This window comes from Candidatus Defluviibacterium haderslevense (assembly GCA_016712225.1).
Classification (GTDB): Bacteria; Bacteroidota; Bacteroidia; order Chitinophagales; family Saprospiraceae; genus Vicinibacter; species Vicinibacter haderslevensis.
Window position 1 is genome coordinate 160,825 of record JADJRL010000003.1, and the last position, 23,567, is coordinate 184,391.

Consider the following 23,567-nt stretch of genomic DNA (forward strand, 5'->3'; position numbering starts at 1 on the left):
ATAGTCTTCGAATATTTATGATTGGGTAGTTTAACTTCAATAACAAGATCGTCAGAGTGACCTGATGATTAAGCTCACTATTTAAAACATTTACAAATGACCATAACAATTTTAGACGACTACCAAAATATTATTTCAAAATTAAAGTGTTTTGCTTTATTGAATAATCAGGATGTACAAATAATAAATACTACCGAAAAAGATATTAATAGATTAGCACAACAATTACACAACACAGACATTCTTGTATTGACTAGGGAGCGCACAGCAGTTGACGGGACATTACTTTCGTTACTTCCAAGACTTAAACTAATAAGTCAGACCGGGAAGATTTCAAATCACTTAAATTTGGAGGATTGCACGAAATATAAAGTTGCAGTTGCAGAAGGGATTGGCTCTCCCATTGCACCGGCAGAATTGACCTGGGCTTTGCTAATGAATACGGTCAGACAAATACCACAAGCCATCGAAGGAATGAAGAATGGAAACTGGCAGATTAACATCGGTTCGACCATTCATGGAAAGACTCTGGGGATTTGGGGTTATGGAAAAATTGGACAAAAGATTGCTCAATATGGCAAAGTCTTTGGAGCTAAAGTACTTATTTGGGGAAGTGAACCATCAAGAGCGATGGCAGTTGCAGATGGCTTTGAAAGGGCTGAGTCAAAAGAAATGTTCTTCAAAACAGCAGACATTATTACTTTACACCTTCGTCTGAATGAAACAACCTTTGGAATAGTTAAAGAAAGTGATTTGTTATCCATGAAAGAAAATTCAACATTAATAAACACAGCAAGAGCCGAGCTTATTGAAAAAGGGAAGCTATTGAAATGTTTAATCATGGGCAGACCTATTTTTGCCGGTCTTGACGTTTTTGAAGACGAACCCATATATGACAAAAACTTTGAATTTCTTAAAATGTCCAATGTGGTTTGTACACCTCACTTGGGCTACGTAGAACAAAACGGATATGAATTATATTTTGGGAAAGCATTTGAAAACGTTATGAAATATATCAATGGCAAACCTACAAATATTGCTAACCCTGAAGTACTTTAAAAAAAGCTTGGCCTTTAAAACGAGTTTTTGAATTAATGTACAGGCAGTGATATTATAAACTTTTGAACAATGAATAAACTTTGATGGAGACAGACATTTTATGGATTCAGAATAGCCTAAACCAAAACAATAATGAGTAACACAATGGCAATAGTGAAAACCTTGAATGAAAAACAATGAAAATAAAAATAAGCATATTTTTTAGCATCCTGACCATATTGGCATCCTGTATTGGGTATACAAAAAATAGTGATTCTAAAGTCCAGGTATTAAGTAAAAACATTGCACTAGGCGATACCGTAAAGAAACTTGGTGATCATTTATGGTATGTGTATCAAGACAAGCGGAATAACTATTGGTTTGGTAGTAATGGCGAAGGAGTATATCGTTATGATGGAAAAACTATAGTTAATTTCACTATCAAAGATGGACTTGCCAACGACAGTATAAGACAAATTCAAGAAGACCAATTTGGCAATATTTATTTTTCAACGCTGGGTGGTATCAATAAATTTGATGGTCAAAAAATCTCTACTTTACAACCAACAAAAAGCAAAGAATGGAAATTAGAAAAAAGTGATTTGTGGTTTCATATTTTGGGTAAAAGAGGAGAACACGGTCCTTATCGCTATGACGGAAAAATTCTCTATCAATTAGAATTTCCAAAACACTACTTACACGATGAAATTACAAATCGAGGAATTAATCCATTTTTTAGTCCTTACGAAGTTTATTGCATTTACAAAGACCGAAAAGGATCCATGTGGTTTGGCACTTCTGTTTTTGGTGCTTGCCGATATGATGGACAATCCATAAAATGGATGTATGAAGAGGATTTAACAATAGTTTCAAGCAATGGTGGAACTTTTGGTATACGCTCTATTTTTGAAGATAGAAAAGGCGATTTTTGGTTGTGTAACACATGGCATAAGTATAAGTTCGATTTTGAAAAAACAATAAAAAGCGACAGACTTCAATATCATAAAATAAAAGGTATTGGAAATACTCAAATTTTTGATGGAGAAGAATACATATATTATTCCCACATTTTAGAAGACCATGATGGAACTATTTGGTTGACGACTTGGGACAAAGGTGTATATAAATATGACGGCAAAACGATTACAAATTATACAGTTAAAGATGACAACAAAGATGTTCAGTTGGTTTCGATGTACAAAGACAATCAAGGCTATCTATGGCTAGGAACACCAGAAAATGGAACATTTAAATTTAATGGAAATACTTTTGAAAAATTCAATCCTTGACAACCTAATAAAGAGAAATGTCAATTATGCGTGTGGTAAAAAATGGATTTTCATACTTGAATGTTTCTTTGTACTTCCGCTCAAAATCCATGCAGGCAGATCGATTTGTCATTCGAAATCGCAACTATCGTAGAGCTATAAAATGTTAATGGTCATTGCAAAAAGACAAAACATAACTATAAAATATCTGAAAATAATTAGATGAGAGACAAACGATTTATAGCAGAACATCGAGGAGGATCTTTGACAAAAGAGCAGCATAAACATTTAATACTATGGGCTTGTAAATGTGTTGAACATATTTTACTATACTACACCAAAACCATTGACAAACGGTTGAAATATGCACTTGAAATTGCAAGAAACTGGACAAAAGACAATGCTTCTGTTGGTCAAGCAAGACAAGCATCATTAAACGCAATTGAAGTAGCACAAGAATCGAAAGATCAAATTGAAATTGCAATAGCACGTTCAATAGGACATGCAGTTGCTACCGCACATATGGCTGACCATTCATTGATAGCAGTAAAATATGCATTAAAAGCTGTTAAACTAGCAGACAAATCAATTGATATGGAAAGAAAATATCAAGACGAAAATTTATCACATGACATTGTTGATCTTGTACTAACAGCAAGAGACAAATAGAAAATAAAAATTAAAAACAACTGACTATAATTAGACAAATAATACATAGCAAAAGAAACCAAACCCTGAGATTTCGTGTTCTAAAGTCAGCATTAATGTTTAATAAAAGCTTAGATTTCTAAAAAAAATAAAGCTTATTATAAAAGTCCCTCCCTTCAAGTAGCTGTCAATTATCAATCAAAAACATAACAATACAAAACATCAGAACCAACGAAATCAAAATTAGAAAAATGACAAGTACAATTGATTTTGACAAATTAAAATCATCAGACCCTAGAATAAAATATGGATTTGCAAAAGAGTTGATCAATATTGGGTCAGAAAATCCCCAACAACTTTACAAACATCTTGACTTACTACTTACCTTATTGAATGAACAAAATAATATACTGAAGTGGACTGGTATAGATCTTATGGGTTATTTATCTTCCGTTGATCAAAAAAACAAAATTGCCAACTGTATCCAACGATTGGTCAAACTACTTCATAGTGGTCAACTTATTACTTGCAACCACACCACATTTGCACTTGGTCTTATTGCTCAGAACAAACCTCAATTCAAAAAGAAAATATTCAAGGAATTGTTGTTAGTAGACCAGGACATCTTTGATACAAACGAGTGTAAAAACATTGCCATTGGAAAAGTTCTGGAAGTATTCAAATCATGTATTTCTGATATAATGAACAACAAAGAAGCCATTGATTTTATAAATCGAGCTACACAAAACAGTAGAAATGACAGCAAGAAAAAAGCGATTCAGCTCTTAAATAAAATAAATAAGATTCAACTAAAAACATAACACTAGTACTAATTTAAAAGATATATAATAAGTTCTCTTCCGATTTAATTTAGTGCCAGCACTGAAATATAAAGTTTTTGAATGAAGTTTATGTAAACTATGTCTTGAAATTAGATTTGTCAATTACTGGGATCAAATCATTAGGCTATTTTGGTTAAAGTAATCATTGAATTAATTATTTGAATTGGAGGGCCATAACTGGAAAAAATAAAATGCGGATCAATGAGTTGATAATATTATGAGAACATTGAGAGGGATCAAATTTGAAATTAGTAAAATTATTTTTAAAAGTCATTATTTCATGTCTATTATCCTTGCCAAATGAAAATGATATGAAGTGCTATTTAGATTTAGTTGTGTTTGGTAGTATTATATGATGTCTTACTTCTACAAATTGAGTTTTCAAAAAATACATACAATATCTTCTATTGAATTCCACTTCTAAAGTAAAAAAAATACCTAAATCAAGATTAAAACTAGCTAGTTTTGTATCTTAGCGAGTATGTAGGCTTAACCAAGCCCATAATTATTAGAAAATAAATGAACGTCTTTCAAGATTTAAAAACTTCAAAGTCAGGACTTTTCACTTGATAAACGAGACTCTAAATCAAAGATTCACAGATGCTAACCATAAAATTTTAAGAACAAATATGATTCAAGCTATACATTGTATCCTTTTGAAAACATAAACTTTCTATTGAAGAACCAGCAAGCATTTAAAAATATCAACTATAAATTAATAATAAATAATCAATATGCAAACCATTTTAGGATCAGGCGGAGCCATTGGAATCCCATTAGCCAAAGAATTAAAAAAATATACCAATAAAATTAGATTGGTAAGTAGAAATCCAAAAAAAGTAAATGAAACTGATGAGCTTTATCCAATTGACTTAAATGACCAAAGTCAAATCGAAAAGGCCATATCAGGAAGTGAGGTCGTATATGTCGTTATTGGATTCGAGTATAAATTAAGTGTTTGGCAAAAAACCTGGCCAACGTTTATGGAAACAGTAATTAATGCATGTAAACTCCACCATGTTAAACTTGTTTTTTTTGATAATGTCTATATGTATGATAAATCAGCAATTCCACATATGACTGAAACTTCATCTATCCTTGCACCCAGCAAAAAAGGGGCGGTAAGACAGCAACTGCACGACATGATTATGAATGAAGTGGAGAACAATAATCTTACTGCACTTATAGCCAGATCTGCTGACTTTTATGGACCTGACAATAAAAACAGTGCGCTCAATATGATGGTAATTGATAATTTTATGAAAGGGAAAAAGGCACAGGCATTTGGCAATGTCAACAAAATTCATACTTATACATTTACACCTGATGCCGCAAAGGCAACTGCTTTACTCGGAAATACAAATGATGCATATAATCAAGTATAGCATGTTCCTACTACAAAAGAAAAATTAACAAATCTGCAATGGATCCAATTAATTGCAAATGAAATAAAAGTCGAAGCTAAGATTCAAACTGTACCCGTTTGGTTGATTAAAATACTTGGATGGTTTATTCCAATTATGAGAGAGTTTCCAGAGATGATCTATCAATATGAACAAGATTATATTTTCGACAGCACCAAATTTGAAAAACGATTTGGAATTACAGCTACAACACCCAAAGAAGGCATTAGACTACTCCTTGAAAATCTGAAAACACAAAATTCAAACAGTTAACATTAAGGCATAGATATAACATTCAATACAAGTCGATAATAAAAATAAAAAAATGAAAGCCATGAGCTTCTTAACAGCTTCCCAACTAAAGATCGAAATATCGCATATAGAAAATAATAAAGGAATATCTTCGATATTAGATGCCAGTAAATTCAAATTCCAATAACTTGGTTTTAGATGTCAACATCAATTTTACCTTGTGTCAGCTGACCCATACTTTCAAAACATGAAACATAAACAATGGTAGACCTCAATATTTACAAAGATGAATTTAGTATATCAACGGACAAAACAAAACTAGATCTTGATGCCATTCACGAATTTTTATCCACCAAGGCTTACTGGTGTAAAAATATTCCAAAAGAAAAAGTACAAACTTCCATTGAAAATTCATTATGCTTTGGAGTTTATGATGATAACAGACAAATTGGGTTTGCGAGAATAATCACAGACTATGCAACCGTCGCCTATTTAGGTGATGTTTATATTTTAGAAGTATACAGGAGCCAAGGATTATCTAAGTGGTTAATAGAAACCGTTATGAACTATCCGCAACTACAAGGTCTAAGACGTTGGATACTACTCACAGGTGATGCACATGGGCTGTACCATCAATTCGGTTGGACAGACATCGCAGACCCTTCCAAATGGATGGAACTTCACAATAAAAACGTTTATTCAATATAACATGTCAAGGATAAAAACGGAAACAGGTTGGGCTCAAAATGACATTGCAACTGATTTGGTCACTCAAGTCGGCTATTATCTCATGTTGGCAGACGATCTTGCAGCTGGTATAAAAATCTCAAAGTCCAATCCGGAATTTGTGAGTTTTCTTTCTGCGAAAATTGAAATTAGACCCATTAAGACAAAAGAAATAAAAACTGGATATACATATCCAAACTCACAAATAAATTAAATAAAAAATGAAGGAAGAAAATAAACACCGGATGAAAAAAGTTGCCTTGATTTTAGAAACTATAACATTTTCAATCATTATACTTGCGATTTATAAATTGTTTATTGTTGAATAATTGAACAGTAATGCAATGATACAAAACAGCATACAACTAACATTTCGTTGCATTTTCAAAAATCGCTCCAAGCATAAGACATGAAGACAAGCAACTCTATGAAATGTTTACCATAACTGGTTACTTGATCATTCAATGAATATTTTAACGAACCTAGGAGCATGATCAGTCATAGGACCTAGAATTACGCAGCTTGAGTTGGTATTAACGGATAGCAAAGACCCATTCTTCGATTGGAGAAGTTGAGTTGATCCTATTTCTTCATATTGTTATCTTAAAGCAATCCCGCTTTTACTTGTGATAATAGGTCATTATAAGTAACGCTCATAGTATGATGAAAATATAATATTCAATATATAAATAAATATCATATATATGCCCATTGAACTATCATTTACAATTCAAAAAACATCTGCCTTTATTTATGAATATCTTACTGATATGCAAAAATTTTTAAAGGTACATCCCATTATTACTCAAATTGATTCTAACGGCAATGACAGTTATATAATCCATGAGACATTAAAATTTTTATTTATTCCCTGTTCATTTACTTATCCTGTAACCATTGAAAGTAAACCTTTTGAAAAAATTGTAATAATGCGTGCTACTATTCTGAAATTTACAAAAATTGAAATGACATTTGTATTAAAGGCCTACAGTGACTTTACAGTTGTTGAAGAAAATATTCAAATTCAATCACCATTTCCTATTCAATCTATTATACACCGCATTTTTAAAAAACAACACAATCATCTTTTCAAAAATATTGAAATGGAGAAGATATAAAATAAATGGTAATTTTACATCCTTCTTTTGTGCATGGTGTAGTCCATATAAAACTATAACAACTTATAAATGAGTGCTAAGAAAAATATTTTTGCCATTATTGGAAGTGCGAGTGCTAATTCGACAAACCTAAAACTTGTTGAAAAAATTGAAATTTTAAGTGGTGATACATTTAATTTGACAATATTCAATGATTTAAAATTACTTCCTCATTTTGATCCCGAACTTTCCGCCAACAATCCTCCCAAACAAATACTAGAATTCAGAAACAAAATTGAACACGCTGATGGTATTATCATTTGCACCCCAGAATATGTATTTAGTATTCCGAGCGGCCTAAAAAATGCATTAGAATGGTGTATTGCAACTACCATATTTGAAGACAAACCATGTGGTCTGATTACCGCATCAGCTAATGGAGAAAAAGGATATGAAGAATTGCAACTCATTATGAAGACCGTAATGGCGAAATTCAATTCGGAAACGACTTTGCTAATTAAAGGTGTAAAAGCTAAGTTTGATTCCGAAAGCAATTTATTAAACATAAAAACATCAGCAGAACTTAAAAATTTTATTAGCGAATTAGACAAATTAATAAAACAATGATATATATAACTCAACTCATCTACATTATTGAAGGCCAGGAAAATGTTTTTGAAGAATTTGAAAGCGTAGCCATTCCGATTATCTTAAAATATAACGGGAGGCTTCTATTGAGAGTTAGACCTACAGCAAGCAACTTCATAGAAACTCATATGGATCAGCCCTATGAAATTCATCTCATAGAATTTGAAACTCAACAAGACTTTGACAACTTTATGAAAGACGAGGAACGAAAAAATATTTTACATTTAAAGGAACAATCCATAAAGACATCAATGCTAATTAAAGGAACAGAAGTATGAGATGAATAAAGTCAACATACAACTTTAAGTCATATATACAATCTTAACCGAAAGAAAATTAGATGAAAAAAAATTATAATAAAAAAATACCTACCTTAGCTAATGTAAAAATTCTTGATTTGACATCTCTTAACTAACGACAATCAATAACCAAATTCTCATTTCAATTTAAATTTGACAACTTTGGATTTGTTGATTTATAGATAACCATTGACTCTTTTATATTCAAAGCCATTCAGTAAAACTACTAAACAATCAAAATCCGAAAGAAGATATTTCTAAAAATTTAAGTTGAGTATTTAAAGTTGATTAATTTAGACAAACAACTTTTGTCTTATGGTGTGAATCACCTTCTCATTTCGTCAACATTTTGACTGCCTTCTGTGAAGAATGGATATTTGGATTGATACTCAACGCCTTCTCATAAGCAGCTAAAGCTGCTTTTTCATTTCCACCCTTGAGTAATGCCTCTCCATAGCTGTCCCAACAGTTAGCTATATTAGGAAATAGTTCAGTATTTAGTTTAAACAGTTCAAGTGCCTCTTTTAAATGACCACTTAGGAGTAAATCATATCCAAGCATATTCAAAATTGCATCTTTAGGTTCCTGATGATTGAAATTGGATGTTAGCGATTCAAAATTATCTTTTAGTGACTGGAAACCATTTGATTTATATTCATTGTACACAGCTAGTTTCACAGGTATTGCAACCGGATCAGGCGTTTGACATGTGATTAATTGTTTGATTCCGCTGGCTATTTTTTCAGCAACAGGTTCATCCATATTCGCCATTACAACAATGCTGATTTTTTCATTCGGCATTTCGCTATATATCGTATTAATCCCGTTCATTCCTCCTGCCATACCTATAGCTTTACCAGGCGGAACCTGATTGAGTCGTTTAAAAAATTCCAATGGCTCCTTCATTTTTTCACTCAATAAAGTATTCCCATAAAAAAAATTTCTGTAAAAAATCAAAATATTAGAGGCAGTTGCCCAAAAACCACCATCACTCCTTGGTTCCGTAATAAACTCCATATTGTCTTCAACGCCATTTATGGTTTTCAGATAGCCAATAGATTTATCAGGAATTGCATCAATATGCTCTGTATAAATATCCTTCAAATTGAGCTTACGAAGTATCCTATCATTTACATTCTTTGAATAGGATTGGCCTGTCACCTTTTCTATAATAGCCCCAAGCAATATGTATCCTGCATTCGAATACTGTTCCCCGGCACCAGGTGTAAAATCAAGGGTTCGATCTTTAAGTAGTTCCATTATACCTTGAATATTTTTCTTATCATAAGGAAGATTAAAATACTCGGGACCAAAATAATCTCCAAAACCTGATCGATGATTCAACAAATGCTCAACAGTAATTTTCATAGCATCAGGTTGTTGAAATCCTGCAATATGATCCACTAGCTTATCACTCAATCTAAGTCTGCCCTCACTGACCAATTGCAGTATGACTACCTGAGTAAATGTTTTGTTCATACTTCCAATTAGAAATTTTGTGTTAGGTGTTACGCGAATGTTCCTTTCCCGGTCAGCCAGGCCAAATGGCTTATGGTAAATTGGCTTTCCATCATATGCAATGATAACGACTCCGGAAAATAGGTCAAGATCAGTATACCCCTTAATATAGCTATCCATTTTAGAGGATATTTTGGAAGTATCTACTTTTATTATGGACCCCATGCTTTTTCCATTTTGACCCAAACATGCAGCATTCAAGAATACCACAATAAAAATAAAAAACATAATGTGTTTCATATACTATTCATTTTATAGAAAGCAAAATTATACCTACCTAATGCTATTAAATCAAAAATGGTACAAAAACCATTTGAATTGTTACAAATGTACGTTTACATCAATAACTTATCAACTATTTGGTGTTTATACCACAAAACCAGTATTTCATAACACACCCGTAATAAATAAAATAAATCTCTTAAATTTGACAAATGAAAATCAAATACTTCGAAATTATAGTCAATATCATTTTTTGGTTATTGTCCGGCTGGCTCCTCGTATCTAGTCTTTCTGTTCAATCCCATGAAGTTTATATGATCAACGGAGAGGAAACGCAATATGTGAACCGTAATCCCGATTTGATTAAATCCTTACTGGTTTGCATCTTGTTTAATGCCATTCTCTTTTATTTAAATGTTTTCATTTTGGTTCATTTGCAACGAAATGTGCAGAAACTAAAGTATATAGCAATATCAATAACCCTTTTCATCTTTTTTATAGGTGGTTATTTCACAAGTCAATGGCTAATTTTTCCAAAAAATTCACTTAAAGTATCAATCATTTTAGGAATTTCAATATTCATTTTTTACATGGCCATTTCTACACTTTACGCATTATCAAAATTATTTGTAATCAATGAAAATAGAACACAAATTTTGATAGCTGAGAAAAATCAATATAGATTGACATTATTACGCCGACAATTGCAACCACACTTTCTATTTAATGCATTGAACAATCTACTTGCTTTAGTCGATCATAAACAATCACCACAACTGGTTAATGCCATCCATAAACTATCCGGATTACTCAGGTATGTAGTGGACGAATCTAAAGAGAATACTGTAACCGTAGCAAATGAAATTGAATTCATTCGTAATTATGTTGGTTTACAACAACTTCGATATGACTCAAACGAAGTGCATTGCATCATAAATATAGAAGGAGCACATACCTCACAAAAAGTAGAACCAGGACTGTTTTTACCATTTGTCGAGAATGCTTTTAAATATGGAACCATTCCCGAAGCAAAATCATCCATTGAAATACTTTTTGACCTTCAAATCCACAATCAGGTATTCTTTAGAATTAGTAATCGTATGTTACAAAATCAGATTTGGCAAAATAAAAATGGTACTGGGATTAACACAATAAAAGAGCAACTTAATATTGTATATCCAGATAAGCATGAATTAAACATTAAAAAAAGTGATTTCTTTATTGTAGAATTAAAAATAACGACAAATGATGAAAGTAGTAATCGTTGATGATGAACCTAAAGCCATCGATTTGCTACGAGGCTATATATTGCGCTTCGAAAATATAGAAATTGCTGGAACTTTTCGCAATGGTATTACTGCACTAGCCTTTGTTGAATCCAATCCGGTAGATTTAATACTACTTGATATCAATATGCCCCATTTATCAGGACTTGCATTTGCTAAATCACTGAAAACAAATTCAAAAATAATATTCACAACGGCATATTCTGAATATGCCGCTGAGAGCTACGATATTGAAGCTGTGGATTACTTACTAAAACCTATAAGCTTCGAAAGATTTGCTAGGGCGATTCGAAAAGCAAATCAAGACCATGAAGATCTTATTATACCAAAAAACCTATTTGTTAAAAGTGGCCAGCAGATACATCGAGTCAACCCACACGAAATACTATATCTTGAAAAAGATGGAAACTATATTACCTTCAATCTTCAAAATTCCAAAATACTGGCACGCTACAGCATTTCTGAAGTACTGAATATCCTTCCAGATTATTTCATTCAGGTCCATAAATCATTTATTGTGAATACCGAAATAATAGATATGATCAATAAATCAGAAATAAAAATGAAGCAACACATAATACCAATTGGACTTTCTTTCAAAGTAAATTTAGATTTATTAATAAACAAAAAATATAAACATTAATTTGATAGAAATGAAATGCGAAAATAATGATGAAACGATATGTTTCAAAGAATTAGTGAAATTAATTAAAGTTAAAAACTAATTCTAGAATTTGGATTGAATATTTACATCGACTACTTAATAATACTGGAAAAAAAAGACTCCTCCTAATAATATTGTAAGAAATGCCAACAATATTGGTGTATGAATGACACTCGTTGCCAAATTCTTCCTGAAACAAAAAACAGAGTAATATAAGCAATAAAAGATCATATTTTATTGTTATATTTGTTTGATGCAATTTACTTCCATTTGGGTTGGAAATCAAATTAAAACAAAAAAGAATATGAAACGACAAATTAAAAAATGGACATTTAGACTTACAGCAACATCATTACTCCTAGCAGGACTTTTACTGATCATTATTTTAAATCCAATCCTAACATACGCCAACAAAACGACTCATAATAAATTTACCATTTTCCATAATAAACCCATTGATGCACTATTATTCTCGTCACTTGATTCAGCAGCAATGCTTTTAACAAGAAGTGAGTTTTATAATAATAATCTCAAACTTGATATATGCTTAAATGATGGCTCGTCATACCCAAGTATTATAAAAGCTATTCAAGGACAAGCATTTGCATGGGGATTTTATAATAAAGTAGTAATCTATGGTAAAATGAAATGCAAAGAGAACTTTGTACAGTTAAACGGATACCATTGGAATTTAATCCAACTAATAGCACATGAAATGATGCATTGTATACAGTATGATCGATTAGGACTGATTAAGTCAAATCCCATAGCAGATATTCCAAATTGGAAATGGGAAGGTTATGCGGAATACATTTCAAGACAAAATTCAAATCAAAAAAGCCTCATCAACAATATTGATCGTCAAAATCAAACTGATGTAAATTCATGGGAACTAACTTTTGAAGATAACACCATTACACCAAAAGTATATTACAATGATTGGATATTAACTCAATATTGTTTAGACATAAAGAAAATGAGTTACCAAAACTTAATTACGGACTCTACAAGTGAAGAAAGCTATAAAGAAGAAATGATGAATTGGTACAAAAAAAATAAATATGATCCGACAACATTGGATGTACAACATATCAGAAATTAAAATTAAATTGCTATTTAGTAATACTATAGGACATTAGTAGTTTAAAGAAAAACCGATAACTTAAAACTCAAACTGGAAATAGTTAAAAATAGCTATGGTTCAAATGTTTAAACATCCAAACTGATTATAAAAAATTGAAAATAAGAGAATATGAAATTATACATTACAACAAGTCTGCTATTTATAAGTCTTTTTGCAGAAGCACAAATTAACAGCTTACGGATCAATCCAAATATTGTTCTGCCTATTGACAGTATTGAAAGTAAAGCATTGATTACTTCACTTAACGACTTCTTACTTGCAGCACAAAAACCAAATGAAGATAATAAATTTATTTTTGAACATGAAAAAATAGAAACTTTTATTCAGCTTGACGAAATTAATGGAATTGAAAAAAGTGGTAAATTCAAAGATGATTATTTCTACAAACCCTATTTGACGAATATTGTTTTACTCAAAGACTATACCTATTTGATCCAGATATCCTATATTGGAATAAATGAAAATACAGCCTTACTAAGAGCTAGTTTTGAGTTCATTGCTCACAAGACTAGTAATTCGTTCACCTTTTCTTCACCACTTTTGAAAAATACAAAAAATTGGAAAACCAAAAAAGTTGGGAATAATATTTTTCATTATAAAAACACCATCAATAATGACAAAGTAAATGAATTCTATAAGTTGACTTCAACATTTGATAGAAAACTGAAATCAACAAATAAAATAATAGACTATTATTGTTGCGACAATCTTATAGAACTTGAAAAACTAATTGGAGTGGAATACAAAGCTGATTACAATGGAAGGCGTGAAAGTGTTTGGAGTTCATCTTATGGCAACAGAAAACTCATTGTCTTCGGCAATAATAATTCAAACTTCGATGTTTTTGATCCACACGATTTATTTCATGATAGATTAAGTTTAGTCATTCCAAGAAGCAAGGTCAACAAACCGGTTGACGAGGGTTGTGCTTATTTATATGGTGGAAGTTGGGGTCTGAGTTGGAAAGAAATTTTTAAAGCTTTTAAAGAACAAATAGCAAATAATAAAAGTATAGACTGGACTGATATTAAAGAAAATCCTGTTACATTCAAAACAGGAAATTATACTAATCCAGCCGACTATATTGTAAATGCTTTATTGGTTAAGAAAATAGAAAAGGAAAAAGGTTTTTCAGGAGTTTGGGAATTATTAAATGTCGGACCTTTTGAGAAAGGTAACGAAAAATATTATCAAACCCTTGAAAAATTAACAGGAATAACTAAAGCCAATTACAACAATAATGTTTGGGAGCTAATAAACAATGAAAAATAGCTACAACTAAAAAAGTAGATTTCAAAAACATAAATCGATATCATACATTTCAATGAAGATCAAAAAAATGAATAAGAAAAACTATGATGAAATGTTTGGATAAGCAACATATTTTATATTGAAACGAAAAGTCAAGTTTGTTATTTCTCAAATTGTGTTCAAATGGACAGCAAGGCTTTAAATGATGTTAATCGAGCCATACTTTTTGACAATTCAAGGATTGATATCGTGTATAAAATTCTTGAGGAACTCAGTTTGATAAACGGCTGATCATTCCTGGCTATAAAAGCAGCTAATAATAGTAGAAATAATCAAGAGAATAAAGTCTTTTGATCTTTGTACTTCGATTTTTAGATCAGCTTATTCCATTTCGAATGATGCTTAATGTTTTTTTACTCAAAATGCTTAGATTTTTCATTTCATTGATGCAGATTGACTTTCTTCCTAAAAAGCTGGACGCTAACTTTAATGTTCGGACAATCTCAATTTAGTGAATGGATTCTGCGAATAGTTTATAAAAAATAGGAGGGGCTAAAAAGGTATCTGTAGGAATTGTCTTCACAAAATATAATTTGGATGCTTTTGTTTCATTTACTAAAAAATTGAAGGACAAAATCATAGACAATACATATTATGCTAATCATGGTTGACTTAAATTTTTATGTTTCATTAAACTTTGATGCAAGTGGAGTGTTTTCTAATTCAAAAGTCAACCTGCTTACAGAAGAAATTAATATGATTTTCAGATGACAAGACCAAATATGCAAAACCTAAAAATATTTCAAATTGATACATTTACAGATAAATTGTTTTCAGGAAATCCTGCAGCAGTTTGTATTCTGGAACAATGGCTGCCTGATGATTTAATGCAATCGATTGCTCATGAAAACAATTTAGCTGAAACGGCTTTTATTGTTCCAATTGGAAAAGACTTTGAAATCAGATGGTTTACACCAACAACCGAAGTTGATTTATGTGGACATGCTACACTGGCTTCAGCATTTGTACTATTTAATTTACTCGGCTATACTGAATCAACAATCCGATTTTATGCTCCGAGAAGTGGATGGTTAAGTGTAACGAAAATGGAAGACATGCTGTATTTGGATTTTCCAACAGATGATTTGGAATTTATCAATGGTATGCAACATACCATAGAGTATTGTATTGGAATAAAACCCACAGCGGTGTACAAAGGGAAAACAGATTACATTGCTATTATTGATAACGAAAAGGTGTTAAAAAATCTCATACCCAATTTAACAGAAATCTCTAAACTTAATGCAAGAGGACTCATTGTTACTTCGGAGGGTGATCAAGTAGATTTTGTATCTCGTTTCTTTGCGCCCCAATCAGGGATCAATGAAGACCCTGTAACAGGTTCTGCGCATACTTCATTATTACCCATTTGGGCAAAAAAACTAGGGAAAACCAAATTTATTGCACTTCAATTGTCGGAACGAGGTGGGCAACTCAACTGTGAATTCAATAATGACAGATGTTTGATTGGAGGTAAAGCAAAATTGTATTTAACAGGAGAAATTAACCTGGAATGATTTGAAAGATCTTCATTGAAATATGATAAATTGGTATAAAAATCCTACACATTATATCTTAAAATAAAAAAAATATAATACAATGAAAATACTTGCCATTGAAAAAGAATCGAAAGGCGTTGATTGGAATGATTTAGATGATCTATTAAAGGTCGAGGCTCAACATATATTTCAATTATATCTTTCAGATTCATTAAGAGAAATATATTTTACAGAAAACAAAAATGCCATTTTAATATTGGAAACTTCGGATAAGGAATCAGCACTAACCCTTCTTGAAACTTTGCCCTTGGTAAAATCCGGTAAGATTCAATTTGACATTATGGAGTTAAGGCCATATACCGGGTATGAAAGGATAATTAAATAATAAATTGTGTAACAGAAGTTAAAATAACCTGAATTATATTTAAATAATATTTATACTCAAATTGAATAAAAAAAGACAACATTTTATTATAAATGAACTGACCAAAAATTTTACATTTGCAAGCTCAATAACAATTTAACATAAAAATCAAATGGCAAAGACAAACATCTACCTGAACTTTCAAGGTAATGCTGAAGAAGCATTCAACTGTTACAAATCAGTTTTCAAAACAGATTGGGCTGCACCTATTATGCGAATGGGAGATATGCCCCACCAAGAAGGCATGCCTCAACTTTCCGAAGCTGAAAAAAAGATGGTAATGCATGTATCTCTTCCAATTTTAGGCGGGATTAACATCATGGGTACAGACATGCTGGAAAGCATGGGTCATAAATTAATTATAGGCAACAACACAACCATTAGTTTAGAACCCGACACAAAAGAGGATGCCGACAGAATCTACAATGCACTGTCACAAGGTGGCACTGATTGCGTTCCACCACATGATGAATTCTGGGGCTACTGGGGCGTTTGTCTGGACAGATTTGGAATTCGGTGGATGTTTAATGTGCCCAATCAAAAATACCAGCAGTAATCAAGAATATTTTTTTTAATAAACATCTTAATAATTCCACACAAATGTTAAATCAACTAAGAACTATCGTGCTTTATGTCGGAAAGTTTAGTTATGTTAATTACTTGATTTAAAATAAATAAATACAGAAACCCATTGAAAGTTAAAAGTATTATTGTGTCCGTAAAAACTTTCTTTTTCGCTTTTTTCCCTTCTTCCTATTCATCACTTTTAATGAACGACCCAAATGGATATAAAATATGACAGGATAGGAACAGGGTATAATTCAACGAGACAAGCTGACCCTTATTTATCTGGAAGACTTCTTCATTTTTTACAGCCAAATAGAGAAGGACACTATCTTGATATTGGTTGTGGAACGGGAAATTATACCATTGCCTTAGCTGATAAAGGTTTAAAATGTACCGGAGTGGATCCATCAGCAAAAATGCTTGCCGAAGCCAATAGTCGAAATCAACAAATCCATTGGCTTATAGGAACTGCTGAACACATACCAACAGATGACATGGTTTTCGACGGGATTATTGCCACCCTGACTATACATCACTGGTCAGACCTCAGACAAGCGTTTACTGAGCTAAACAGAGTACTCAAGGACAATGGTAAAATTATTTTGTTTACATCTACACCTGAACAAATGAAGACCTATTGGCTTAATCACTATTTTCCTAAAATGCTACTTTCTTCCATATCTCAAATGCCATCACTTGCAACAATACAAGAAGTCATTAGTCAAACAGGACTTGTAATAACGCATATTGAAAAATACTTGATCCAAGACGACCTTAAAGATTGTTTTTTATATGTAGGTAAAAATAATCCAGACCGGTATTTTGACCCATTAATTCGCAATGGAATATCATCGTTTACATCACTGGCGAACAAAGAAGAAGTAAATCAAGGTTTATCACAACTTAAAAATGACATAGATAGTCAATCGTTTGAATCAGTTAAAAACCAATACATCGATGAATTAGGCGACTATTTATTTATAACTATTGAGAAAAAGTGAACACAAAATATAATATAAATTTAATTATAGTAGTTGTAATTTTGACCAATAAATTTTACTTTTGACCAGCATTAAAAAAGCTAAAACTATTTAATCCCCAATCCTTAGAATAAATCCACTTCATTTGATGTGTCATTTAATAGTTCGAAATAAATAATATCATAATCGAGGATAAAAAAACACAAACAAAAATCAATTAAATATGAAAGCTGAAGGCAAAACAGTAGAAGAAATTCTCATCAATTTACCGCAAGACAGAGTAGAGCCATTTAACAAACTACACGATGTTATTGTAAAAAACCTACCCAAAGGGTTTGAAGCAGCTATTAGTTATGGTGGATTAGGTTATGTTATTCCTCATTCACTTTATCCCGCCGGGTACCACTGCAAACCCAGCGAACCATTGCCATTCGCTGGACTTGCTTCCCAAAAGAATTCTATAAATTTTTATCACATGGGAATTTATTCAGATCCCAAATTATTGAATTGGTTCGTAAATGAATTTCCCAAACATACTAAGCAAAAACTTGATATGGGAAAAAGCTGTATTCGATTTAAGAAATTTGATGATATTCCATACCAACTCATAGGAGAATTAATGAAAAAAATGAGCGTAAATGATTGGATCAATATTTATGAGAAAAACTTGAAAAAATAATATAGTATTTTAAATAATTGTTCCAGATATTGATTGTGCACATTCACTCTACGATTTTATTTGAAAAAGGCAATATTGTAAATGAAGTCATTATTAAATATAGTCCTTCATCAATTATTTTCACATGAATTGTTATTGTAAATTTGACTTTGAGATTTTGAAATTGATAATAGTAATTGCCTGTATTCTGTTCATGGATGGAGATAAATTAAGAAAATATAAATATTACAAATCGTTTTAGAAATGAACGAAGATATAAAAAAATATAACCAGGACCAATCTATAGAAGACAACAACATTTGCAGCGTACTGGCTGATACAATCGACCAAGAGTTGACACTTGCAGATAGTAAAATTTGGCATGCCCATCCTGTCTGGTTTTTAGAAGGCAATCCAATAGTTGGTTATAGTAAACAAAAGTCAGGAATTAGACTCATGTTTTGGAGCGGCGCTGACTTTGATGAAGAACATTTAAATGTGAAAGGCAAGAAATTTAAAGATGCTTCTGTTTTTTACAACAGGGTTTCAGAAATTGATGTACAAGACTTAAAACGCTGGCTGAAGAAGTCCAGAGATATACAATGGGATTACAAAAATTTAGTAAAAAGAAAAGGGAAATTAGAAAAATTAAAATAATATGGAAGTAACAGCAGAGCATAATGCACGAATCGCAAAATTAACTTTTGCATCGGTTTATCCACTCTACATTAAAAAAATTGAAAGCAAAGGAAGAACAAAAGATGAATTGCATCAGGTAATAGAATGGTTGACTGGTTATGATCTTAAGAAAATGGAAGAACTCATAGCGGAAAAAGCTACTTTTGAAACATTCTTCAAGAAAGCAACATTGAATAAAAATGCCCACCTCATAACAGGACTTATTTGTGGTTATAGAATAGAAGATCTGGAAAATCCAATTACCAAACAAGTAAGATATTTAGATAAACTAGTAGATGAACTAGCGAAAGGAAGGAAAATGGAAAAAATTTTACGAACCGTTTAGCTTAAATTACATATGACCATAAGATAGTTATTACATAAGTAGTATGTTTTGGTACATTTAATATTATCTAAACATAGCATGATACCAATGCAATTCTAAAGTACTCTAAAATCCTTACCACTTATAAGCATTAGAAGACTTCTGCTCAAATCATATTTTGAAAAACAGATCACGAATAATTGAAACCTTTAACTGGATAATAAAATATTGAGAATGTCAAGAAGACCATTCATTTTCAATGTCTTGATGGAATTCTTATGTTAGTCTTATTTGAAATGAATCTATTAAACCCTTGTTCTTTATGTACTATAGTAAATACGCTACGTTTAAAGAACATGAGTAAGGCATAACTCATGGATACAAATGTTAAACTGGTGTCTACAGCAAATAATTTGGAACTACAATAGCCCTTTAAGTTTATCCAAGACCCTCAAACTATCGGGTATCTGTCTATTTACTATCGCTGTGTTCCATTAACCAAAGTCGAAAGCACTGGGTTGTTATTCACCATTCAAAAAAATAATTTGTGCATATAAAATCTTTATCGTAATATTGCAATCTAAATATAAGAACATGGGTGCTACCAAAACTGATCATTTCTCAGACAAACAAAACGAAATTTCTACACTTACCAAAGCTTTCGGGCATCCGGCAAGAGTTGCTATTATGGACTATTTACTTAAAGTAGATACTTGTATTTGTGGTGATATTGTTAACGAATTGCCTCTGGCACAACCCACCGTTTCACAACATTTGAAAGAACTCAAAAATGCAGGACTTATTAAAGGGGACATAGAAGGAAATACGATTTGTTATTGTATCGACGAAAAAGCTATTACCAAACTAGAAAGTTATTTCGCAATGATTTCCACAACATTAGTCAAGAAGAATAAAAAATGTTGTTAATCCTCCTGATTAATGTAATATGAAATTATTCACAATGAACAATTATCTAAGAACTACTTCAACTGAACATTTATTCCACGCCATAGAATCATCTGCCTGCTACCCGTTGCATCGTACTATAATTAAAGTAGATAGGTATCGATTCACTGGCGATTTATTTATATCAAACTTTGAATGGTCAGCTAACAGTTCATTGCAAAAAAAAAGTTCATTGAAAAACGACGTTTCACGCTACAATAAGATTAGCCTTCCATCTAAGAATCCAAAGAAAGACGATGTAGAAATTAAGGTCGATGGTCAATTTGAAACCAACAGAACATTTGATTTTATTGAAAAATACAGATTATTGAGTTCAAAAATGTTAATGCATTTTTACTAGCATTGTTAGTAATATGCCTATGAAAAAACTGATCTTGAAAATATATGAACAGATATAACAAACATCTTCCAATCCGTTTATTAGAAATTTATAACACCAAATTATGAAAAGATATATCGCTGAAATTTTAGGAACTTTTGCGTTGGTGTTTTGTGGAACTGGTGCTATCATTATTAACCAACAATCTTCAGGCGCCATTACCCACGTTGGTATCGCCATTACCTTCGGACTTATTGTTATGGCGATGATATACGCATTAGGGCATATTTCGGGTGCTCATTTAAACCCAGCAGTGACCATTGCATTTACATTGGCTAAAAAGTTTAAAGCGAAACAAGTTACACCATACATTATCAGTCAATTAGCTGGTGCTTTTCTCGCAAGTTTTGTGCTCAACTATTTATTCCCTACAAATGAATTTTTAGGAGCAACCATCCCTTCGGGAACACCCTTGCAATCTTTCATATTGGAATGTATTCTCACTTTCTTTCTCATGCTTGTCATCATCCATGTAGCTACAGGAAGTAAAGAACAAGGAATGTTTGCAGGGCTTGCGATCGGCTCAACTGTTTTGTTAGAAGCCATGTTTGCAGGACCTGTTAGTGGAGCGAGTATGAACCCTGCAAGATCATTAGCACCGGCCATAGTCAGTGGCCATATGGAACATTTGTGGGTTTACCTTACTGCAACAATATTGGGCGCCGCTTTAGCCATTCCAATATGGAAATTTCTAAATCAAAAAGACAATCCAATACTATGAAAATTGCATTATTCAGTGACATACATTCCAATCTTCCAGCATTAGAAGCTTTCTTTAAAGATCTTGAATCTACAAAACCCGATTCCGTTTTTTGTTTGGGTGATCTGGTTGGTTATAATGTTTGGCCCAATGAAGTCATCCAAGAAATTAGAAAAAGAGGTATACCAACGATTGCAGGAAATTACGATTTTGGTGTTGGTAGATCATCAGATGATTGTGGTTGCGCCTATAAAACAAATGAAGAAAAAGAAATGGGTGCTCAATCCATTGCACTGACCAATCAGTTGATTAAACCTGATGAACGACAATACCTGAGAACACTTCCGGCACATCTACAAGTGGAATATCAACTTAACAATGCGTCATTATTTTTATTGATGGTTCATGGAAGTCCCCGAAAAATAAATGAATATCTATTTGAAGACCGAGATCAAAAGAGTATGCTCCGTATATTTGAACATTCGAATGCAGATCTGTTGTTTTTTGGTCATACGCACAAACCTTATCACCGAATATTTGAATATGATATAGAGGGACAAAAAGCATTTCGCCATGCTATCAATTTAGGTTCAATTGGCAAACCAAAAGATGGAGATCCCAGAGCTTGCTATGTTTTGATCACAATCAATGACAACAGCAGTAAATTTGATAAAAACAGTATTCAAGTTGAATTTATTCGTGTAGCCTATGATGTAGAGAAAGCAGCAAAAGCTGTAGAAGCTAGTATACTGCCCAATGCTTATGCTGACATGTTACGAAAAGCATATTGAAATTTGTAATTAAATGAATCTATCAAAGGATATGCATACACCGGATTCTTATTTTTTAATAACCAGAGCCTTTACTATCTCATTTAGCCATTGGAGATGCCGGAAAAGCTATTTTCGGACCATTGTTTCAAACCATCTTTATTATTATATCTTGGTATTTCAGACCTGTTGACAGAAAAATAAGTTATGAAAATTAAATGATCCCGACATACTTTTGTGAACGAAAAAATAACATAAGTAGTAAAGCTTACAACACTTCCAGACCATGACCAACCCAAATATTACTTTGACCAAAACTGTAAAAGAAGATCTCTACGTATTGTTTGAATTTCAGCTTAACGAAGAAGCTATTTATTTAGCGGCATTTACACCGAAAGATCCATCTGATAAAAATGCTTACATTGAAAAATTCACAAAACATATAGCTGACCCTTACATAAATATGAGAACAATAAATTTCAATGATCAGATCGTGGGCAGTATAGCCAAATTTGTCTTGGAAGATGAGGCCGAGATCACCTATTGGATTGATAGAAAATTCTGGGGAAAAGGCATAGCAACATTAGCGTTGAACGACTTTTTGAAAAATGAACATACCAGACCAATCAAAGGTCGCGTTGCATTCGATAATTACGCCTCCCAAAAGGTTTTAGAAAAATGCGGCTTTATAAAAATTGGAAAGGATCACGGATTTGCCAACGCCAGACAAGCTGAAATTGAAGAATATATTTACAAACTACTGGATTGATTTTAGCATTAATCTATATCCTTAAAAAATCTAAGTCCATAAATAGGTGTAGGTCTCTACAACGTTTGCTTTATTGTCAAGTTACAAATTTTAGCTGAGTGTGCTTCACACTGCACGAATAGCATATAGAATTGTCTTATTGCAATACAAGTTCTGTAAAAAACTAGTTGTACTGAATTAGCACAAATTATGATTCAGTATGTTGTATCAATATTTGGCCCAATATGTCCTTTTCTTGACTGCATATATCTTTTTGATTTTGATAATTTTGCTTAATGAATAGGATACTCCATTTGTTAAAAAATAGTACATTCAGTAATACTAACTTCCACTCCATCCAATTCAGGGGCCCAATTTTAGTAGTATTATTAAATAAAATAAATAAATCACAATTAACCAAATATCAATAAATCGTTAAGAAATAAACATAATCCTTAAATATATTTAGGTACGTAACGAATAAAATCAAAAACTAAAAAAGACATT

At 32.0% G+C, this 23,567-nt stretch carries 26 protein-coding genes and 1 pseudogene; 26 read left to right on the forward strand and 1 reads right to left on the reverse strand.

Annotated elements, in window-relative coordinates; translation table 11 throughout:
- Positions 1–96: 96 nt before the first annotated feature.
- The 10 genes and pseudogenes from IPK88_00930 to IPK88_00975 all read left to right on the forward strand — a co-directional run bounded on the left by IPK88_00930 (position 97) and on the right by IPK88_00975 (position 8,200).
- Positions 97–1,059 carry a D-2-hydroxyacid dehydrogenase family protein gene (locus IPK88_00930; GenBank protein MBK8241961.1) on the forward strand — a complete coding sequence of 321 codons (963 nt, stop codon included), beginning with the start codon at positions 97–99 and terminating at the stop codon, positions 1,057–1,059.
- A gap of 176 nt (positions 1,060–1,235) precedes the next feature.
- Entirely contained in the window at positions 1,236–2,327 is a 1,092-nt protein-coding gene (locus tag IPK88_00935) for a hypothetical protein (protein ID MBK8241962.1), read from the forward strand.
- A gap of 201 nt (positions 2,328–2,528) precedes the next feature.
- On the forward strand, positions 2,529–2,975 hold the full coding sequence (locus IPK88_00940; GenBank protein ID MBK8241963.1) for a hypothetical protein: 447 nt from the start codon (positions 2,529–2,531) through the stop codon (positions 2,973–2,975).
- 230 nt (positions 2,976–3,205) lie between these two features.
- The gene (locus IPK88_00945; GenBank protein MBK8241964.1) at positions 3,206–3,775 is read left to right on the forward strand and encodes a hypothetical protein; all 570 of its coding nucleotides are present in this window, start codon (positions 3,206–3,208) and stop codon (positions 3,773–3,775) included.
- A 755-nt stretch (positions 3,776–4,530) separates the two neighbouring features.
- A pseudogene (locus IPK88_00950) lies at positions 4,531–5,472 on the forward strand (NAD-dependent epimerase/dehydratase family protein).
- 240 nt (positions 5,473–5,712) lie between these two features.
- Positions 5,713–6,159 (forward strand): GNAT family N-acetyltransferase, encoded by a 447-nt coding sequence (locus IPK88_00955; protein ID MBK8241965.1) that lies wholly within the window; start codon positions 5,713–5,715, stop codon positions 6,157–6,159.
- 1 nt (position 6,160) lies between these two features.
- The gene (locus IPK88_00960) at positions 6,161–6,391 is read left to right on the forward strand and encodes a hypothetical protein (protein ID MBK8241966.1); all 231 of its coding nucleotides are present in this window, start codon (positions 6,161–6,163) and stop codon (positions 6,389–6,391) included.
- A 490-nt stretch (positions 6,392–6,881) separates the two neighbouring features.
- Positions 6,882–7,295 (forward strand): hypothetical protein, encoded by a 414-nt coding sequence (locus IPK88_00965; protein ID MBK8241967.1) that lies wholly within the window; start codon positions 6,882–6,884, stop codon positions 7,293–7,295.
- Positions 7,296–7,364: 69 nt separating this feature from the next.
- The gene (locus IPK88_00970) at positions 7,365–7,901 is read left to right on the forward strand and encodes an NAD(P)H-dependent oxidoreductase (GenBank protein MBK8241968.1); all 537 of its coding nucleotides are present in this window, start codon (positions 7,365–7,367) and stop codon (positions 7,899–7,901) included.
- Entirely contained in the window at positions 7,898–8,200 is a 303-nt protein-coding gene (locus tag IPK88_00975; GenBank protein ID MBK8241969.1) for a DUF1330 domain-containing protein, read from the forward strand. The genes IPK88_00970 and IPK88_00975 overlap by 4 nt, the downstream gene beginning before the upstream one ends.
- A gap of 354 nt (positions 8,201–8,554) precedes the next feature.
- Here the strand turns inward: IPK88_00975 and IPK88_00980 are convergent, their stop codons facing one another.
- A complete protein-coding gene (locus IPK88_00980) occupies positions 8,555–9,979 on the reverse strand; it encodes a serine hydrolase (GenBank protein MBK8241970.1) in 1,425 nt (474 codons plus the stop codon).
- Between the two features lie 194 nt (positions 9,980–10,173).
- Between IPK88_00980 and IPK88_00985 the strand changes: the two genes are divergently transcribed.
- The 16 genes from IPK88_00985 to IPK88_01060 all read left to right on the forward strand — a co-directional run bounded on the left by IPK88_00985 (position 10,174) and on the right by IPK88_01060 (position 23,081).
- Positions 10,174–11,229 carry a histidine kinase gene (locus IPK88_00985; GenBank protein ID MBK8241971.1) on the forward strand — a complete coding sequence of 352 codons (1,056 nt, stop codon included), beginning with the start codon at positions 10,174–10,176 and terminating at the stop codon, positions 11,227–11,229.
- Positions 11,207–11,890: a response regulator transcription factor gene (locus IPK88_00990; GenBank protein ID MBK8241972.1), complete on the forward strand. Its 684-nt coding sequence runs from the start codon at positions 11,207–11,209 to the stop codon at positions 11,888–11,890. Before IPK88_00985 ends, IPK88_00990 begins: the two co-directional genes overlap by 23 nt.
- A 325-nt stretch (positions 11,891–12,215) precedes the next feature.
- Entirely contained in the window at positions 12,216–13,013 is a 798-nt protein-coding gene (locus tag IPK88_00995; GenBank protein ID MBK8241973.1) for a hypothetical protein, read from the forward strand.
- Between the two features lie 150 nt (positions 13,014–13,163).
- Entirely contained in the window at positions 13,164–14,327 is a 1,164-nt protein-coding gene (locus tag IPK88_01000) for a hypothetical protein (protein MBK8241974.1), read from the forward strand.
- Positions 14,328–15,088: 761 nt separating this feature from the next.
- Positions 15,089–15,883, forward strand: a complete 795-nt coding sequence (locus tag IPK88_01005) for a PhzF family phenazine biosynthesis protein (protein ID MBK8241975.1) — start codon at positions 15,089–15,091, stop codon at positions 15,881–15,883.
- A gap of 82 nt (positions 15,884–15,965) precedes the next feature.
- Positions 15,966–16,250: a superoxide dismutase gene (locus tag IPK88_01010; protein MBK8241976.1), complete on the forward strand. Its 285-nt coding sequence runs from the start codon at positions 15,966–15,968 to the stop codon at positions 16,248–16,250.
- 151 nt (positions 16,251–16,401) lie between these two features.
- A complete protein-coding gene (locus tag IPK88_01015) occupies positions 16,402–16,845 on the forward strand; it encodes a VOC family protein (GenBank protein MBK8241977.1) in 444 nt (147 codons plus the stop codon).
- Positions 16,846–17,071: 226 nt separating this feature from the next.
- Positions 17,072–17,857 (forward strand): class I SAM-dependent methyltransferase, encoded by a 786-nt coding sequence (locus IPK88_01020; GenBank protein MBK8241978.1) that lies wholly within the window; start codon positions 17,072–17,074, stop codon positions 17,855–17,857.
- 202 nt (positions 17,858–18,059) lie between these two features.
- Complete coding sequence (locus IPK88_01025) at positions 18,060–18,515, forward strand: DUF1801 domain-containing protein (GenBank protein ID MBK8241979.1); 456 nt, start codon at positions 18,060–18,062, stop codon at positions 18,513–18,515.
- 243 nt (positions 18,516–18,758) lie between these two features.
- Positions 18,759–19,151: a DUF1801 domain-containing protein gene (locus tag IPK88_01030; GenBank protein MBK8241980.1), complete on the forward strand. Its 393-nt coding sequence runs from the start codon at positions 18,759–18,761 to the stop codon at positions 19,149–19,151.
- A gap of 1 nt (position 19,152) precedes the next feature.
- Positions 19,153–19,518: a DUF2200 domain-containing protein gene (locus tag IPK88_01035; GenBank protein ID MBK8241981.1), complete on the forward strand. Its 366-nt coding sequence runs from the start codon at positions 19,153–19,155 to the stop codon at positions 19,516–19,518.
- Positions 19,519–20,091: 573 nt separating this feature from the next.
- On the forward strand, positions 20,092–20,424 hold the full coding sequence (locus tag IPK88_01040) for a winged helix-turn-helix transcriptional regulator (protein ID MBK8241982.1): 333 nt from the start codon (positions 20,092–20,094) through the stop codon (positions 20,422–20,424).
- Positions 20,425–20,458: 34 nt separating this feature from the next.
- Positions 20,459–20,803 (forward strand): hypothetical protein, encoded by a 345-nt coding sequence (locus IPK88_01045; GenBank protein ID MBK8241983.1) that lies wholly within the window; start codon positions 20,459–20,461, stop codon positions 20,801–20,803.
- Positions 20,804–20,906: 103 nt separating this feature from the next.
- Entirely contained in the window at positions 20,907–21,563 is a 657-nt protein-coding gene (locus IPK88_01050; protein ID MBK8241984.1) for an MIP family channel protein, read from the forward strand.
- On the forward strand, positions 21,560–22,333 hold the full coding sequence (locus tag IPK88_01055) for a metallophosphoesterase family protein (protein ID MBK8241985.1): 774 nt from the start codon (positions 21,560–21,562) through the stop codon (positions 22,331–22,333). The genes IPK88_01050 and IPK88_01055 overlap by 4 nt, the downstream gene beginning before the upstream one ends.
- A 265-nt stretch (positions 22,334–22,598) precedes the next feature.
- Entirely contained in the window at positions 22,599–23,081 is a 483-nt protein-coding gene (locus IPK88_01060) for a GNAT family N-acetyltransferase (GenBank protein MBK8241986.1), read from the forward strand.
- Positions 23,082–23,567: the final 486 nt, after the last annotated feature.